This window comes from Nocardia sp. NPDC102475 (genome assembly GCF_055584605.1).
Window position 1 is genome coordinate 50,913 of sequence record NZ_JBVJLS010000007.1, and the last position, 17,232, is coordinate 68,144.

5 protein-coding genes and 1 pseudogene are annotated in these 17,232 nt (G+C 69.0%); all 6 read right to left on the minus strand.

From position 1 onward, the window contains the following. The 6 genes and pseudogenes from ACZ60G_RS14755 to ACZ60G_RS14780 all read right to left on the minus strand — a co-directional run bounded on the left by ACZ60G_RS14755 (position 1) and on the right by ACZ60G_RS14780 (position 17,230). Positions 1-981, minus strand: a complete 981-nt coding sequence (locus tag ACZ60G_RS14755) for an ABC transporter permease (RefSeq protein WP_465810644.1) — start codon at positions 979-981, stop codon at positions 1-3. A gap of 2 nt (positions 982-983) precedes the next feature. Further along, complete coding sequence (locus tag ACZ60G_RS14760) at positions 984-2,453, minus strand: ABC transporter substrate-binding protein (RefSeq protein ID WP_465810646.1); 1,470 nt, start codon at positions 2,451-2,453, stop codon at positions 984-986. A gap of 236 nt (positions 2,454-2,689) precedes the next feature. Next, positions 2,690-3,577 (minus strand): SDR family NAD(P)-dependent oxidoreductase, encoded by an 888-nt coding sequence (locus ACZ60G_RS14765; protein ID WP_465810648.1) that lies wholly within the window; start codon positions 3,575-3,577, stop codon positions 2,690-2,692. A gap of 152 nt (positions 3,578-3,729) precedes the next feature. Beyond that, positions 3,730-4,671 carry a hypothetical protein gene (locus ACZ60G_RS14770; RefSeq protein WP_465810650.1) on the minus strand — a complete coding sequence of 314 codons (942 nt, stop codon included), beginning with the start codon at positions 4,669-4,671 and terminating at the stop codon, positions 3,730-3,732. Further along, positions 4,671-8,687, minus strand: a pseudogene (locus ACZ60G_RS14775) (type I polyketide synthase); the annotation flags it as partial. The gene ACZ60G_RS14770 and the pseudogene ACZ60G_RS14775, both read right to left, overlap by 1 nt. A gap of 50 nt (positions 8,688-8,737) precedes the next feature. Continuing rightward, positions 8,738-17,230, minus strand: a complete 8,493-nt coding sequence (locus ACZ60G_RS14780) for a type I polyketide synthase (protein WP_465810651.1) — start codon at positions 17,228-17,230, stop codon at positions 8,738-8,740. Positions 17,231-17,232: the final 2 nt, after the last annotated feature.

Consider the following 17,232-nt stretch of genomic DNA (forward strand, 5'->3'; position numbering starts at 1 on the left):
TCAGTCTCCGTTCGTGCGGATACGCGGATCGAGGGCGAGTTGCAGCAGATCGACGAGGGTGGAGATCACCACGAACACCACCGCGGACAGCAGGATGACGCCCATGACGACCGGCATGTCCCGGCTCGTGACCGCCTGCAGCACAAGCGATCCGATACCCGGCCGCCCGAAGACCGTCTCCACCGGGACGACACCGCCGAGCAGGGTTCCGGTCAGCCAGCCTGTGAGGGTCAGCAGTGGCGCCGCCGCATGCCGCAGGGCGTGTCGCAACCGGACCGCCGACATGCTCGCCCCGCGCGCTCGCGCGGTGACGATGAACGGCTGGGTCAGGGCCGCCTCCAGCCCCTCGCGCAATACCTGCGACAGCACCCCCGCGATGGACAGTGCGAGCGTGATCGCCGGCAGCACCAGCGCTGCCGGAGTCTGCGCGCCCGCGACGGGGAACACCCGCAGCTGGAACGAGAACTGCGTCAGCAGCAGGATTCCCACCCAGTACTGCGGCGCCGAGGTGACGACGAGTTCGGCGGTGGAGACTCCGGCGCGCAGCCGGGGCCGCCGCCCGGCGGTCGCGACGGCGGCGGCGATCGCGATCGCCAGCGCCAGCACGAGTGCCGTGACGGCCAGTTCCGCGGTGGGGGCGAGCTGATTCGCGATCAGCGTCGTCACCGACTGCTGCAGCTGATAGGAGGTGCCGAGCTGTCCGTGCAGGACCATGTTCAGATACGACAGGTACTGCTCGAGCACCGGCCGGTCGAAGCCGTAGTCGGCCCGCACCTGCGCCCGCAGTCCGGGTGAGGCGGTCATACTCGGGCCGAGCAGCCAGTCCACGGGATCACCCGGCAGCATCTGCAGGGCGATGAAGCCGAGGGTGGCGGCACCGAAGACCACCGCGACAGCGGCCAGCAGGCGTTTGCCCACCGCCGTCAGCACCCGGATGACGGCGCCCCCGACCACGACGTCGGGCATGCTGAGTACTTGCACGGTCAGGCCTTCCAGACGTCGTAGAACTGCAGCCAGCCGTTCGGATCGAATTTCTGCCCGTGTACGCGCTGCGAGGATCCGTCGATCGCGGCCAGGACGTAGAGCGGGACCATCGCACCGGTCCGCAGCACCCGCTCCTGGGTGTCGCGGTAGACCTGATCGCGGATGTGCTGGTCGGTGGTGGCCGCGCCGGTCGCGGTCCAGTCGTCGATCTGCGGATCGCGCAGATGTGAGACGTTCTGCCCGGCGGGCGGGATGTTGGCGCTGTGGAAGAACAACCGGAGCAGATCGGCTTCCGAGCGCGCCCAGCTCACCGAGAACAGCTGGAAGCCGCCGTTTGCGACCCGGGCGTTGTATTCGCCGGCGGTCAGATGCGGATGTTGTACCTCCACACCGATTTTCGCCAGATCCGCCTGGACCGCCTGATCCAGCAGGTTGCGCTGGTCACGGGTGCTCGCCTCGGGTAGCGCAGGCCAGAACAGGCTGAGCCGCTGACCGTTCTTGGTCCGGAATCCCGCGCTGTCGCGACCGGTCCAGCCCGCTTCGTCCAGCAGCCGGCCCGCGGCCTGCGGATCGTAGTTCCAGGAGTTCTCCACCGCGCGGGCGTAGGACGCGGTGGTGGGCGACAGCGGTCCCCAGGCCCGCTTGTACTGGCCGAAGTAGACGGTCTGCACATCCTGGGCCACATCGACGCCCTGCTGGATCGCCCGGCGGACCCGCTCGTCGTCCAGTGGTGCGGCGGCGGTGTTCAGGTGGATGCCGTAGGTCAGGCCCGGCTGATCCACCCGGGTCACCGTCAGATTCGACGCCGCCTCGACGGTCCGCACCTGGATCGGCGGGATCGCCTTAGCGATATCGACCTGGCCGCTGGTGAGCGCGCCGACCCTGGTGGCGTCCTCTGGCAGGATCCGGAAGATCAGCGAATCCAGATAGGCCGGGCCCTGGTGCGCGGCCCCCTCGGGCGCCCACCGGTAATTCGGATTGCGGGTCATCACCGCACTCTGGCCCTTGGTGTATTCGGTGAAAACGAATGGGCCGGAACCGACATCGACCGGTCCGCCCGCGCACAATTTGTCCGCGCTGGTGGCGAGGGCCTGTGGCGAGTAGAAACCCAGATACGGTGTGCTCGCCGCCTGCAGGAACGGCGCGAACGACGCCGAGAAATTGATCCGGACGGTGTAGTCATCGAGTACGTCGGTGCCGGTGTACGGTCCGAGCAGATTCTTGGCGTATTGGGATTTGGTGGCCGGTGCCATGATGTGATCGAAATTCGCTTTCACGGCCGCCGCGGTGAACGGCGCGCCATCGGTAAATGTCACATCCTTGCGCAGTGTGAAGGTATAGCTGCGCAAATCGTCGGCGATGGTCCACGCGGTCGCCAGCCAGGGGCGGAATTTGTGGTCGGGATCTTCGGAAACAAGGGAATCGACGACATTGCGCTGAATTTCCGCGGCGACATCGGCAGAGGTCACGTGAATATCGAAACAGCCTGGGGCATCGTTGATTCCGAAGGTCAGCGTACCTCCGGAAACCGGCGCCGTCGGCGCCGTCCCGGAGGTACCGGACCCGGCACATCCGGCAATGGACAAGGCGGAGACAATGGAAAGGAGCACCAGCCGAAACGGCGAAATCGAGCGCACATATCGGACATTAACAACGAAATTCTTCGCCGGTTACCCCAGAAATGCCGCCCGCTTCGCCGGGGAAGCTAGGGGTTGACACCCGTATCCGCCGGGACCAACCACTGCCGCGTGATCGCCTGCACCGCCGACCCGTCGACGTCGGCGAGTTTGTCCGCCACGAAATTCCGGGAGAAGTCCGAGGTCTGGATGCGGAACGGAGGTGCGGGGTCGCTCAGCGCGTACACCACGTACTCGGCGACCTCGGCGGAGGTCTGCACCGCGCCGGCGATCATGCCGGGCAGGTAGGCCAGATAGTTCGCGTAGGCGGCCTTGTAGGGTCCGGCATCGGCCGCCGCCCGCAATGCCCCTCGGTCGATGGGCATGTTGTCGCCGAAAGAGGATGCGATCGGTCCCGGCTGCACGACCGATACCGTCACTCCGACTTCGGCCGCCACCGCGGCCAAGGCCTCCATATATGTTTCGGTCGCGGCCTTTCCGGCGCAGTACGCCTCGTTGAACGGCTGCCCGACCGCACCGTAGGCGCTGCCCACGGTGATCAGGCGGCCGCCGGTGGCCCGCAGGTGCGGCAGTGCCGCCCGGCTCACCGCGAGGACACCGAAGAAGTTGACCTCCATGCCGTAGCGAATCTGGTCCAGGTTCAGCAGTTCGAGGGTGCCGATACTGCCGACCCCGGCATTGTTCACCACCGCGTCCAGCCGGCCGTGGGTGTCGAGCACACCGGAGATCGCCTCCTCGATACTGTCCGGTTCGGTGACGTCGAGGCGGCGGATGTCGAGTTTCGCCCCGGCCGCGCGGGCCGCCTCGCGCAGGGCGTCGGTCCGGTCGAGATTGCGCGCGGTGGCGACGACGGTGAAGCCGGCCTGTGCGGCCGCGACCGCGGCGGCGAGGCCGGCGCCGGAGGAGGTGCCGGTGATCAGCACGGTTTTCGTTGCGGGGGTTGCGTTTTCGCTCATGGTTCGGACGCTAACAACCGGTTCGCGCGCATATCACCCCTAAGCAGCGCGGTGCACTACCGGTACCGCAGGCCGGAAATAGGGGTGGACCGCACTTGACCGCCCAGGCTCGCCCGGTGTAGCTGGACAGGCGCCCGACGTACTGCCGGAAATCAGGATCCGGCAGCCGAGCGTCGACCTCGGGCGAGGTGCGGCAGCACCGTTTCGGCGAGGTATTGCGCATCGGGTGCACCGCACGGCCGGAATCTGATGCCGTCGAATCCCGCGTCCAGCCACTCGTCGCAACGCGCGAGCAGATCCGCGGCCGTGCCGACCACCACTGCCGCATCCGAGCGCAGCGGTGTTCCGGCCCGGTGGTCGAGTTCGGCCATGCGCCGTGCCGCGGCGCCGCGAGTATTGTCGATACACACCGTCACATCGGCGAATTTCCGCAACGGACAACGCCGTTCGGATTCCAGGGCACGCATTTCCGCCAGGACAGCCCGGGTGTGCTCCGGTGTCCGGGGTGTAAGTGCCACGTCATCGCAGGTATCGGCCGCGAGCCGGTAGGGAATCGCCATGTGCGCCAGGGCCCACAGTCGCGGCCGGGTGGCGGCCTCCGCCCACACCGCGCGCACCGCGGCGAGGATCCGCGCCGCCTCCGTGAATCGGATATCCATGCCGCGCAGAACTTCCGGGTCGGTCAGATCGATATCCGGTGGTGTGGGGGCCGGCATCGGCCCGGAGCCCACGTAGCGGTTGGTCACCCGCACCTGCAGATCGAATCCGCCACCCGCACCGAGGAATTCGCGTGCGGTGTCGGCTCCGAGATCGGCGACGGTCACGGCCGGTACCGGGGTTGCCGTCGGGCCGCCGGTCCTGAGCTGTCGTGCGATCGACAGGGCATCGACCTCGACCAGGTGCCAGCCGCTGTGTCCGTGCGCGTGCGCCACGTTGTCGATACCGACGTACTGCGGTGGGTAAGCCGCGCGCTGCAGTGCCTCGGCCTGGGCGACCGTATCCTCGGCCCAGCACCGCGTCGAGTAGTCCCGGCCCACCACCGATCCCGGATGCCAGCCACCGGCCCGGAGCAGGACGACGGTCGGTGTCGCCATCAGCGCCCACCGTCCAGGGTGGCGATCCAGCCGGCGATCGCGGCGGCCGTTCCCGGGGACTCATCCTCGAGCACCGAATAGTGGTCGCCCGCGACATCGACGATGTGGTCGGCGTGCGGCCAGTCCGCCTGCCAGCCCAGATCGTCGACAGGCATGCCCGGCAACGGATCCCGGGCACGCACCAGCAGTGCCGGTACGGGAATCGGCTCCGCGGTCAGTTCTGCGGCAATGCGGAGGTAGGCGCCCATCGTGGTGAGGCGGTGCGCCGACAGCTCGAGGCCCAGCTCGTTGATGCGCCGCACCATACCGGCGATGAGTGCGGGCATCCACCACAGTTTGTCCGGCAGTGCCGGTGTCTCAAGCGGGTAGGTGTCGATCAGTGCCAGTCCGCGCGGCGACCGTCCCGCGGTGACAAGTTCGGTGGCCACCGCATGTGCGACACAGCCGCCGAGGGACCTGCCGACCAGAAAGAATTCCCGATCGCCGACGGTCTCGAGGATGGTCGTCACCTGCGCGTGCAGATAGGTGCGCAGATCCTGCGGCACCGCCGATTCGGCGCGGAAGCCCGGTGCGTCCATGGCGTAGACCGGATGGCGGTCGCCGAAAGCCCGCGCGAATCCGGCGAATTCGTGCGGTCCCGACATCGCGGTCAGTGCCGGGAAGCAGATGATCGGCGGTGCGTCACCGTCGGCGGCGAGCCGGACGGGTGCCGGTGTGGCTTCCCGGACGGCGCCGGGACCGAATCGTGGACGGGTGTGCGAGGCTGCGGTGATCAAGGTCGCGGCGGCCTCGATCTCCCCCGCCCGATTCAATTCGAGATACAGCGCGGGCAGCGAATTTACGCCCGCTGCCGCGGTGTCTTCGGTGCGGTGCGCCCGCAGGTGGCCGGCCAGTGCCGCTGGGGTGGGGTGTTCGATCGGCGCACTCGCCGCCAGCGTGATACCTGTTTGCGCATGGAGCTTCTCGGTCAACTCGACCGCGGCGAGTGAGGTCATTCCGAGTTCGGCGAACGGTGTATCGGCCTCGACCCGGTCCACCTTGTCGAGTCCGAGCACCGCGGCGGCGGAGCGACGAACCAGTGCGAGCAGATCGGCATCGGACAGCGGTTCCGGATCGGGTTGCGGTGCCCAGTGGCCAGGCGAACCAGTCGAGTCGCCGGTAGCCGAGGATGCCGGGGTCGCGGGTGAGCGCGGCGGCCCCGCGGTCTCGTTCGTGTCCACCGAAACGGTGGCCTGTTCGCGGCCCGGGGTGAGCGCGGGTCCCGGTGCTAGCCAGTATGTTTCGTGTTCGAAGGGGTAGGTGGGCAACCCCGTCGCCGCAGGTCCGGTCCCGGCGATTGCGGCCCAATCTATCGCGGTGCCCGCCAACTCCATTCGGGCGGCGGCGGCCAGTACGGTGTCGACCTCGGAGCGGTCGCGGCGCGCGGTGGCCGTCACCGTGGGTCCGGTGGCCGTGGTGGACACCGTCGCCTTCGCCGAGGGCGTGAGATTGGCATCGGGCCCGATTTCCAGCAGGTCGGTGACCCCGAGCCGGACCAGTTCGCGCACAGTGTCGTGGAACAGCACCGGCTGCCGGACCTGGTGCACCCAGTACTCCGGAGTCGCGATCGTCTCGGCGGTGGCCACCTTGGCGGTCACCGTGGACAGCAGCGGGATCCGCGGCTCATCGAATGTCAGTGCGGCGATGGCCTTTCCGAATCCGTCGAGCATCGGGTCCAGGCAGCGGGAATGGAAGGCGTGGCTGACATCGAGCCTACGTACGCGGCGGCCGTGGGCCGGCACGGTTTCGCGCACCCTCTCGACGGCATCGACCGGCCCGGATACGACGATGGCCGTGGGTCCGTTGACGGCGGCGAGGTCGGCCCCGTCGTGCCAGCCCGGCACCGCCGAATCCAGTTCCGCCACCGACATTTCCACCGCGAGCATCGCGCCCACCGGCGGCAGTTCCTGCATGCGGGCGGCACGCTCGGCCACGAGGTCGGCCGCGGTCTCCAGGGTGAGCACACCCGATGTGTGCGCGGCGGATATCTCGCCGATCGAGTGACCGCAGACGTAATCGGGACGCGCACCCCATGATTCGAGCAGCCGGAACAGTGCGACCTCGAAGGCGAACAGTGCGGGCTGGGCGATGATGGTCGGCTCCATCGCCGACGGCTCGCTCGACTCCAGGACCATGGTTGCGAGCGAGCCCTCGATCCGGTCGCGCAGCCGCTCGTCCAATAGCGCAAGTGTCTGCCGATAGACCTCGGCGAACACCGGGAAGCGTTGCGCCAGTTCTGCTCCCATCCCCGGACGCTGGCTGCCCTGGCCGGTGAACAGGTAACCCACGACACCGCGGCGCCGTGCACTTCCGGATACGGTGGTGATCGTCTCGAGCCCGTCGGCGAAGGCCGTCAGCCGATCTTCGAATTCCGTTGGACCGGAACCGATCACCACGGCACGGTGCGGCAGACGCGCCCGGCCGGTGATCAAGCCGCGGGCAATCTCCGCCGGCTCGACCCGAGGACGACTGCGGACGTACTCGGCGAGGTTGCGTGCCTGCCGGCGCACTGCCGCATCCGTGTGCGCGGACAACAACCACGCCGTCGTTTCGGGATGCCTCGCTGCGCTGGTACCTGTCGATTCTGGCCCCGGTACAGGATCGGTGACAGGTGCTTGTTCCAGGATGAGGTGTGCGTTGGTTCCGCTCACCCCGAACGCCGACACACCCACCCGACGCGGCCGACCCGTATCCGGCCACACCACCGACTCCGACAACACCCGCACCGAACCGGGCGACCAATCCACATGCTCACTCGGCACACCCGCATGCAACGACATCGGCAACACACCACGACCCAACGCCTGCACCATCTTGATCACCCCACCCACACCGGCCGCGGCGGCGGTGTGACCGATATTGGATTTGAGGGAGCCGATGTAGAGCGGGTGGCGGCGATCGGCCCGGCCGTAGGTCTGGATCAGCGCATTCGCCTCGATCGGATCACCGAGGGTGGTTCCGGTGCCGTGCGCTTCGACGGCGTCGACATCGGCCGCATCCAGTCCCGCGTTCTCGAGTGCCCGCCGGATCACGCGCTGTTGCGCGGCGCCGTTGGGTGCGGTCAGACCATTGGACGCACCGTCCTGATTGATCGCCGTCGAACGGATCACCGCCAGAATCGGCCGTCCCGACCGCTGCGCCTCCGACAGTCGTTGCAGTACAACCACTCCCACCCCCTCGGCCCAGCCGGTCCCGTTCGCCCCCGACCCGAACGAACGGCACCGGCCATCCGGCGACAATCCCCGCTGCCGGGAGAATTCGATGAATCCGGCCGGTGAGGTCAGTAGGGTGACACCACCGGCGAGGGCCAGATCGCATTCACCGGCACGCAAAGCCGAGACCGCCAGATGGATCGACACCAGCGACGACGAACACGCCGTATCCACCGACACCGCCGGCCCCTCCAGACCGAACGTGTACGCCACCCGGCCCGAGGCCACGCTCACTGAGGTTCCGACACCGACATACCCCTCCAGCTCCGGCGGCACCGCCGACCAGTAACCGTCCGCGTAATCGTCGGCGACGATGCCGGTGTAGACGCCGGTGTTACTGCCCCGCAACGACAACGGATCGATCCCCGCACCCTCCAACGCCTCCCACGACACCTCCAGCAACTGACGCTGCTGCGGATCGGTCGCCAACGCCTCCCGCGGCGACATACCGAACAACCCCGCATCGAAATCCGCGATATCGGAGACGAACCCACCCGCACGCACATACGACGTTCCGACCCTCCTCGGATCCTCGTCGAAGAGTCCGTCGGCATCCCAGCCGCGGTCGTCCGGCCACGGCCCGATGGCGTCCACACCGTCCGCGACCAGATCCCACAGCTGGGCGGGCGAGCGCACTCCGCCGGGATATCGGCAGCCCATGCCCACCACCGCGATCGGCTCGATCGCGGCGGTGCGCACCTGCTGGAGTTCGGCGCGCAGGTCCTGGGTGTCGGCAATCGCCTTCTTCAGGTACGTGCGCAGTTTCGCCTCCCGCGAGCCGGGCTGCTCGCCGGGCGGGGCGGTCTGTCCGGTGGTCACGAATTCCTCCCGACGTCGACGATGTCGAACAGTTCGTCGTCACTGGCTTGGTCGAGGTCGACTGGTGAGCCGAGGTCGTCCCCCGATTCGATACGCGCTCCGGTATCGGCGAGGACAGCCCGCAGCCGCAGCAGTGCCGATTCGTCGGCTGGTCCGTCGCGCAGCGCGGCCTCGAGCCGGTCGACCAGATCCGCGATATCGTGCCGCTCGACCGCACCGAGTTCGGCGGTGATGTGCGCGGCGATGGCCTCGGGACTGGGATGTTCGAAGGCCAGGGTCGTGGGCAGTCGCAGGCCGGTCGCCCGGCTCAGCTGTTTGGTCAGATCCACCGCCGACACCGATTCGAATCCCAGTTGCTCGAGCGGTGATTCGCCCGCCAGCTCGTCGGCCGGGTCCAGGCGCAGAACCGCCCGGATCTGCGCTTCGACGAGTTCGCGCACGGCCGTGAGCCGTTGCTCCTGCGGTAGCGCGGCCAGTGCCGCGCCGCGGGATTCGTCTTCGCCGCCGAGGTCGTCGCTGGCGGCCGCGGTGACCTCCGGCAGTCCCACGGCGCCGTCGAGCCAGTACCGGCGTCGTTCGAAGTCGTAGGACGGCATCGGAATCGGCGCCGATGCGGGCGCGAGGGCCGACCAGTCGACGGCGACCCCGCCGACCTCCAGCTCCGCCGCGGATTGCAGGAATCGAGTCAGATCGCCCTCGTCGCGCCGCAGCGTCGCGGTGGTCACCCCGTCCGGTGCGGCGGAGTTCTCGAGGGTGGCCGCCAACGGTCCGGCGAGCACCGGATGCGGACTCACCTCCACGAAAACATCGCAGCCGCCCTCGATGGCGATGCCCGCGGCGGTGTGGAACTGCACCGTCTCGCGCAGATTCCGGTACCAGTAGGCGACGTCGAGGTCGTCGGCCGACACCGGTGCACCGGTCACCGTCGATATCATCCGGACCATCGCCGATTCCCGGTGCACCGCACCGAGTTCGGTGAGCAGATCCTGCCGCACGGCGTCGATGACCGGTGAATGTCCGGCCAGTTCGGCATCCAGACGCCGGGCCCGGATATCGTCGGCGGCGCAGGCGGCGATCAGCCGGTCGATGCCGTCCGAGTCGCCCGAGACCACCACGGCTTCGGTACCGTTCACCGTCGCGATATCGACGCCGTTCACCTCGCGCAGCAGCTCCCGGGCCCGTTCCTCCGGCAGTGCCAGCGAGGCCATCGCACCGCGCCCGACCAGCCGGGCCAGCAGCCGACTGCGCACCGCGACGATGCGCGCGCCCTCCGCCAGGCTCAGGATGCCGGCCGCACAGGCCGCGGCGACCTCGCCCTGACTGTGGCCGATCACCACATCAGGGGTGATCCCGGCCGATTTCCACAGTGCGGTGAGCCCCATCATCACCGTCCACAGCGCGGGCTGATCGACCTCCACATTCGACCGGCCGGGCACGGTGCCCGCACCCGAGCGCAGTAGTTCGGCCACATCCCACTCGAGGTGCGGGGCAAGCACTTCGGCGCAGCGGGCAACAGCGTCCGCGAACACGGGCGAGGTGTGTAGCAGACTGGTGGCCATCCCGGCCCATTGCGATCCGTGGCCCGGATAGACGAAGGCGATGCGCCGGCATGGCGCGGCGAGGCCGTGGACGGTGGTCTCGTCGGGCCGGTCATCGGCGTATGCCTCCAGGTGATCGGCGAGTTCGCTCGCGGTGTGTCCGATGACGACGGCGCGATGGCCGAGCCGGGCGCGCCCGGTCGCCAATGCGGTGGCCGCCGCGGCGATATCGAGATCGGGACGGGCGCGGACATGAGCGGCCAGGCGGCGGGCCTGACGGCGCAGTGCCGCATCGGAATTCGCACTCACCAACCAGGCGGACGCCGGAGCGGATGTGCCGATGTCCGAACCGTCGGAACTCGAGGGTGCCGCCGTGCCGGAATCGCTAGCTGGCGCTTGTTCGAGGATGAGGTGTGCGTTGGTTCCGCTCACCCCGAACGCCGACACACCCACCCGACGCGGCCGACCCGTATCCGGCCACACCACCGACTCCGACAACACCCGCACCGAACCGGGCGACCAATCCACATGCTCACTCGGCACACCCGCATGCAACGACATCGGCAACACACCACGACCCAACGCCTGCACCATCTTGATCACCCCACCCACACCGGCGGCCGCCTGACTGTGGCCGATATTGGATTTCAGCGATCCGACATACAGCGGATGTTCGCGCGCGACACGACCGTACGTCTCGAGCAGCGCGGTGGCCTCGATCGGATCGCCCAGCGCCGTACCGGTGCCGTGCGCCTCGACGACGTCGACATCGCCTGGTTCCAATCGCGCCGCGGCCAGGGCACGGCGGATCACGCGCTGTTGCGCGGCGCCGTTGGGCGCGGTCAGACCATTGGACGCACCGTCCTGATTGATCGCCGTCGAACGGATCACCGCCAGAATCGGCCGTCCCGACCGCTGCGCCTCCGACAGTCGTTGCAGTACAACCACTCCCACCCCCTCGGCCCAGCCGGTCCCGTTCGCCCCCGACCCGAACGAACGGCACCGGCCATCCGGCGACAGCGCACCCAGCCGTTCGGCCGACACGATGCTGGCGGGCGATGACAGCAGGGTGACACCACCGGCGAGGGCCAGATCGCATTCACCGGCATGCAACGCCGAGACCGCCAGATGGATCGACACCAGCGACGACGAACACGCCGTATCCACCGACACCGCCGGCCCCTCCAGACCGAACGTGTACGCCACCCGGCCCGAGGCCACGCTAGCGGCGCTGCCGTTGGTCAGATACGCCTCCAGATCCTCGGGGATCGAATCGAGTCTTGTCGCGTAGTCGTTGTACATGATGCCGGTGTAGACGCCGGTGTTACTGCCCCGCAACGACAACGGATCGATCCCCGCACCCTCCAACGCCTCCCACGACACCTCCAGCAACTGACGCTGCTGCGGATCGGTCGCCAACGCCTCCCGCGGCGACATACCGAACAACCCCGCATCGAAATCCGCGATATCGGAGACGAACCCACCAGCGCGGACGGTCGCCCCTGCCCGGGTGTCGTCGACCTCCCAGCCGCGATCCTTCGGCCACGGGCCGATGGCATCCACCCCGTCGGCGACCAGATCCCACAACTCCTCCGGCGAACGCACCCCGCCGGGATATCGGCAACCCATCCCCACCACCGCGATCGGCTCACTCACCGCTGCCACCGGCGCGTCCGGCCGCGACCGCGCCGGTTCGGTGCCGGCGAGTTTCGCGCTGATCTCGGCGGCCAGTGCCGCGGGGGTCGGGTGGTCGAAGACCACGGTGGCGGCCAGGCGCACCCCGAGCGTTCCGGCGAGCCGATTGCGCAACTCCACCGCGGTGAGCGAATCCATACCCAGCTCTTTAAAAGTCACGCTCGCCGCGATCGCGTCGACGCGATCGTAGCCGAGTACCGCCGCGGCCTGTTCGCGCACGATGGCGCGTACCGCGTCGAGGCGATCGCGTTCGGGCAGTGCGGCCAGGCCACTGCCGCGCACCTCGGTACCGGTCGCGGCCCGCCGCAGCCGCGGCCGGTAGCGCAGCGCACCGCGCAGGATCGGTGACATTCCGTCCTGCCACGGGCCGGTCACCAGATCGACCGGCACCAGATCACCCGCGCCCGTGCGCAGTCCGTGTTCCAGCAGGGTGGCGCCGGCGTCGGGGGTTATCGGCCGCACGCCCTGCCGGGCCAGGCGTTGCCGGTCGGCTCCGCCGAGGTGACCGGTCATACCGCTCGCGGTCTCCCACAGCCCCCATGCCAGCGAGGTCGCGGGCAGTCCGTGCCCTCGGCGATGCTGGGCGAGGGCGTCGAGGAAGGTGTTGGCCGCGGCGTAGTTGGACTGGCCAGCGATACCGAAAGTGCCTGCCGCCGAGGAGAACAGGATGAACGCGCGCAGATTCAGCCCGGCGGTCAGCTCGTGCAGATGCCAGGCGATATCGGCCTTGCCGCGCAGCACCTCGTGTAATGCCCCCGGGGTGAGGTTGTGTACCGGCCGATCGGCCAGGATGCCCGCCGCGTGAACAACGGTGGTCACCGGCCGCCGCGCCGGCACGGCATCGAAGACGGCCGCGAGTTGCGCGCGATCGGTGGCATCGCAGGCGACGATCTCGACATCCAGTCCGGCCGCCTCGAGTTCGCGGCGCGCCGCGGCGGCCTGTTCGTCGGCCGGTCCGCGCCGCGACACCAGCACGACCGTGGACACCGCGGATTGCTTGGCCAGCGTGCGTGCCGACAGCCGGCCGAGCAATCCGAGTCCGCCGATCACGACGGCCGTTTCCGAGGGCGGAAACGACGCCCCGTCCGGTTGGGCACTGTTTCCCGAGACGTCGGCAGCGACAGGCTCTTCCATCGTGGGAGGCTTCGGCTCGAGACGCGGCACCACCGCCGGTTGCCCAGCACGGGCCGCCACTTCCGATTCGTCGGCGGCGATCACCGCCGACGCCACGGCGGCGAGTTCCGCGTAACCGGCGGATCCGTCGTGATCCACCAGCACGATGCGGCCCGGGTTCTCGGTGCGGGCGGAGCGGATGAGACCGGGCACCGCACCGGCGCGCAGATCGGGAACCTCCCCGTCGGCCACCGCGTATGCGCGCCGGGTGAGGACGACCAGCCGCGCCTGCGGACTGCCGTCGGCGAGCCACTCCCGCACCCGCTCCAGGGTGCGCTCGGTGACCGTGTGCAGATCGGCGAGCACATTCCCGCTCCCGGCATCGAACCCCGCGGTGTCCAGCAGTACGAGATCGGCACCGGACAGCTCGGACAAATCTGCCGCGCAAGCGATTTCGGCCGATTCGCCGCCATCCGCGGACCACAACGCGGCGGAGACCTCTGCTCCCTCCGCGCGGGGCAGTTCCTTCCAGCCGACCCGGTAGGTGGTGGCCGAGGTCGCGGCCACCGGTTCGTTCCCGGTGGGCCGCAGGGCTACCGAGTCGATACTCAGCACAGGCTCGCCGGCCGCGTCGACACCGACCACACCGAACTCGTGTTCACCGAGCCGCGTCGCGCGCACCGACAGTTCCCCGGCGTCGCGAGCCCACAGCCGCACACCGGACCAGCTGAACGGCAGCGCCAATTCCCCACCGGTGTAGGGCAATACGTGCAGCGCGGCATCCAGCAGCGCCGGATGAATACTGAATTCCGCTGCGGTACCGGCGCTTTCGGGCAGTTCGGCGGTGGCCCGGATCGGATCGCCCACGCTGGTTATCGTTCGGAGTCCGCGGAAGGCCGGGCCGTAGTTCAGTCCGAGTTCGCTCAGCTCCCGGTAGACGGCCTCCCGATCGACCGGATCTCGCGACGGGCCGGAATCGGCGTGCGGCGTGGGCGCGGCATCGGCGGCGGTCAGCAGGCCGGTCGCGCACTGCTGCCAGTCCGCACCGGACGCGTCGTCGCCGTCGGCGCGGTAGAACGTGATCGCCCGCCCGCCATCGCGTTCAGGGCCGAGATAGACCTGTATGCGGACGCGGCCGGACGCACCGATCACGATCGGCCGCTCGTTGATCAGCTCCGCCAGTAGCGGCCAGCCCAGTTCGGCACCGATCCACAGGGCGATGTCGACACAGGCCGCGCCTGGTACGACCACCGTCTCCCCCACCGCGTGATCGGCCAGCCACGGATGATCGGCGAGGGTGAGCTGCCCGACGAACAGGGTGGCATCGGAGGCGGAGATCTCCACCGCCCCGGCCAGCAGCGGATGACCGGCGGGCCGCACACCGAGCCGCTGCGCGTCCGCGACACCGGTGGTGCAGTCGTCGGCGCCCCAGAACCGCTGCCGGTCGAAGGCGTAGGTGGGCAGGTCGATCCAGCGCGAGGTCGCCTGCGGCAGCAGGGTCTGCCAATCCACCTCGATACCGTGCACGTGCAGGCGAGCCGCGGCGAGGAGCAGTTCGTGGCTGCCGGAGCGATCGCGGCGCAGGGTTCCGGTGGAGATCACGTCGGCGGCCTCGGCGGATTCGGCGATGGCGTCGATGGTGTGGCGCAGCACCGAATGTGCGCTGACCTCGACGACGGTGTCGTACCCGTCGGCCAGTGCGCGGCGTAGCGACCGCTCGAACTGCACCGGTGAACGCAGATTGACGAACCAGTACCCCGCGTCCATCACGCTGGTGTCGATGGGCTCCCCACTGACGGTGGAGATGAGGGGGACCGACGCCGGGCGCGGAGTGATCGGTGCGAGCCCGTCCAGGACCGCCGTCTCGATGGCATCGACGTGGTGCGAATGCGAGGCGTAGTCGACATTCACCCGCCGGTTCCAGATATCGTCGGCGTCCAGTTCCGCGGCGAACTCGTCGACGGCGGCACTGTCCCCCGAAATCAGCACGGCGGCCGGTCCGTTGATCGCGGCGAGGGCGAGAGTGCCCTCCCAGCGGGCCAGTCGCGCGCGGGCTCGATCCTCCGGCAGTGCCACTGTGAGCATCGCGCCGCGACCGGACAGTGCGGTAATGGCCTTGCTGCGCAACGCGACTGCCCGCGCCGCATCGCTCAGACTCAATGCCCCGGCGATATGCGCGGCGGCGATCTCCCCCTGGGAGTGGCCGATGACGGCTTCGGGCCGCACACCCAGATCGATCCACAGTTTGGCCAGCGACACCATCATCGCCCACAGCACGGGCTGCACCACATCGACGCGTTCGAGGCTCGGCGCGTCCGGGGCTCCGGCAAGCACATCGGTCAGTGACCAGTCCACGAAAGGCGCCAGGGCATCAGCACATTCGGCGAGATATCCGGCGAACTCCGGGCGCGTGCGCGACAGTGACTCGGCCATACCGGCCCACTGCGACCCCTGTCCGGGAAAGACGAACACCACCCGGCGTCCCGTGGTGGCGGCACCGCGCACCAGATTGTCATCGGCCGTACCGTCCGCCAGCGCGGCAAGTGCGTGCCGCAGTTCTGCCCGGGCCGAACCCACCACCACCGCACGCTGATCCAGCAGTGCACGCTTGCGCAATGCCGCGCTGATGTCCGCGACAGTGGGTTCGGCGACAGCGTCGGCCAGTCGCGCGGCCTGCCCGGACAGTGCGGCCGCCGAGTTCGCCGACAGCAGCCACGCCGTCGGTTCCGGTACCGGATCGGCCGCGAGAACGGCAGGGATGTCCTGCGCCGGTGCCTCCGCCACGATCAGATGCGCGTTGGTGCCGCTGACGCCGAAGGCGGAAATACCTGCGCGCCTCGCCTTCTCGCCGCGCGGCCAGGGCCGGGCGGTGTCGAGGATCCGCACCTGCCCGGCATCCCAATCGATCTTCGAAGACGGATTCTCGGCGTGCAGTGTGCGCGGCAGGGTCTCGTGCCGCAGCGCGAGCACCATCTTGATCAGTCCGGCGATACCGGCCGCGGCCTGGGTGTGCCCGATATTGGATTTCACCGAGCCCAGCCACAGCGGATCACCCGCCCGCCGCCGGCCGTAGGTGGCCATCAGCGCATGGGCCTCGATCGGATCACCGAGTACCGTTCCGGTGCCGTGTGCCTCCACCGCGTCCACATCGGCGGCCAGCAATCCCGCCGCCGCCAGCGCGTCCTCGATCACCCGCTGCTGCGCGGGCCCGTTCGGCGCGGTGAGGCCGTTGGACGCGCCGTCCTGATTCACTGCGGACCCGCAGATCACGGCCAGTATGCGGCGCCCGTTCGCGAGTGCGTCCGACAGCCGCTCGGCGATGAGGACACCGGCGCCCTCGGCCCAGCCGGTACCGTTCGCACCGTCGCCGAACGCTTTACAGCGCCCGTCCGGTGCCAGGCCGCGCTGGCGGGAGAACTCCACGAACAGGGTCGGTGAGCTCATCAGGGTCACTCCGCCGATCACGGCGCTGTCGCATTCCCGGTCGCGCAGTGAGCGCACCGCGAGATGCGCGGCCACCAGCGAGGACGAGCAGGCCGTGTCCACGGTCAGTGCCGGGCCCTCCACACCGAAGGTGTAGGAGATGCGGCCCGAGGCCACGCTGGCGGCGTTGCCGACGCTAAGATAGCCCTCCAGCTCCGGCGGATAGCCGTGCAGTGTCGTCGGATAGTCGTTGCCGTTGGTGCCGATGAACACTCCGGTCCGGCTGCCGCGGATTCCGGTGGGATCGATACCGGCGTGCTCGAATGCCTGCCAGGTCGTCTCCAGCAGCAGCCGGTGCTGCGGATCCGAGGCCAGCGCCTCGCGCGGGGACAGCCCGAACAGCCCGGCGTCGAAATCGGCTGTGCCGTCGAGGAATCCGCCCTGCTGGGTGGTCGAGGTCCCGGGTCCCTGTCCGGGGTCGAACAGCGCGCCCGGATCCCAACCCCGGTCGGCCGGGAACTCTCCGATGGCGTCGCGCTCCCCGGCCAGCAGGTCCCAGAAGCGCTCGGGTGAGTCGGCGCCGCCCGGAAAGCGGCAGCCGATGCCGACGATCGCGATCGGCTCGCGGCGCCGCTGCTCCACCGTGGCCAGATCCTGCCGCGATTGCTGCAACTCGAGCGAGACCTTCTTGAGCAGGTCGCGAATCCGGTCGTCTTGCATTC

Coding starts and splice junctions, on each gene's coding strand:
- ACZ60G_RS14770 (WP_465810650.1), bottom strand. CDS start 4,671: ATGGCGACACCGACCGTCGTCCTGCTCCGGGCCGGTGGCTGGCATCCG.
- ACZ60G_RS14765 (WP_465810648.1), bottom strand. CDS start 3,577: ATGAGCGAAAACGCAACCCCCGCAACGAAAACCGTGCTGATCACCGGC.
- ACZ60G_RS14780 (WP_465810651.1), bottom strand. CDS start 17,230: ATGCAAGACGACCGGATTCGCGACCTGCTCAAGAAGGTCTCGCTCGAG.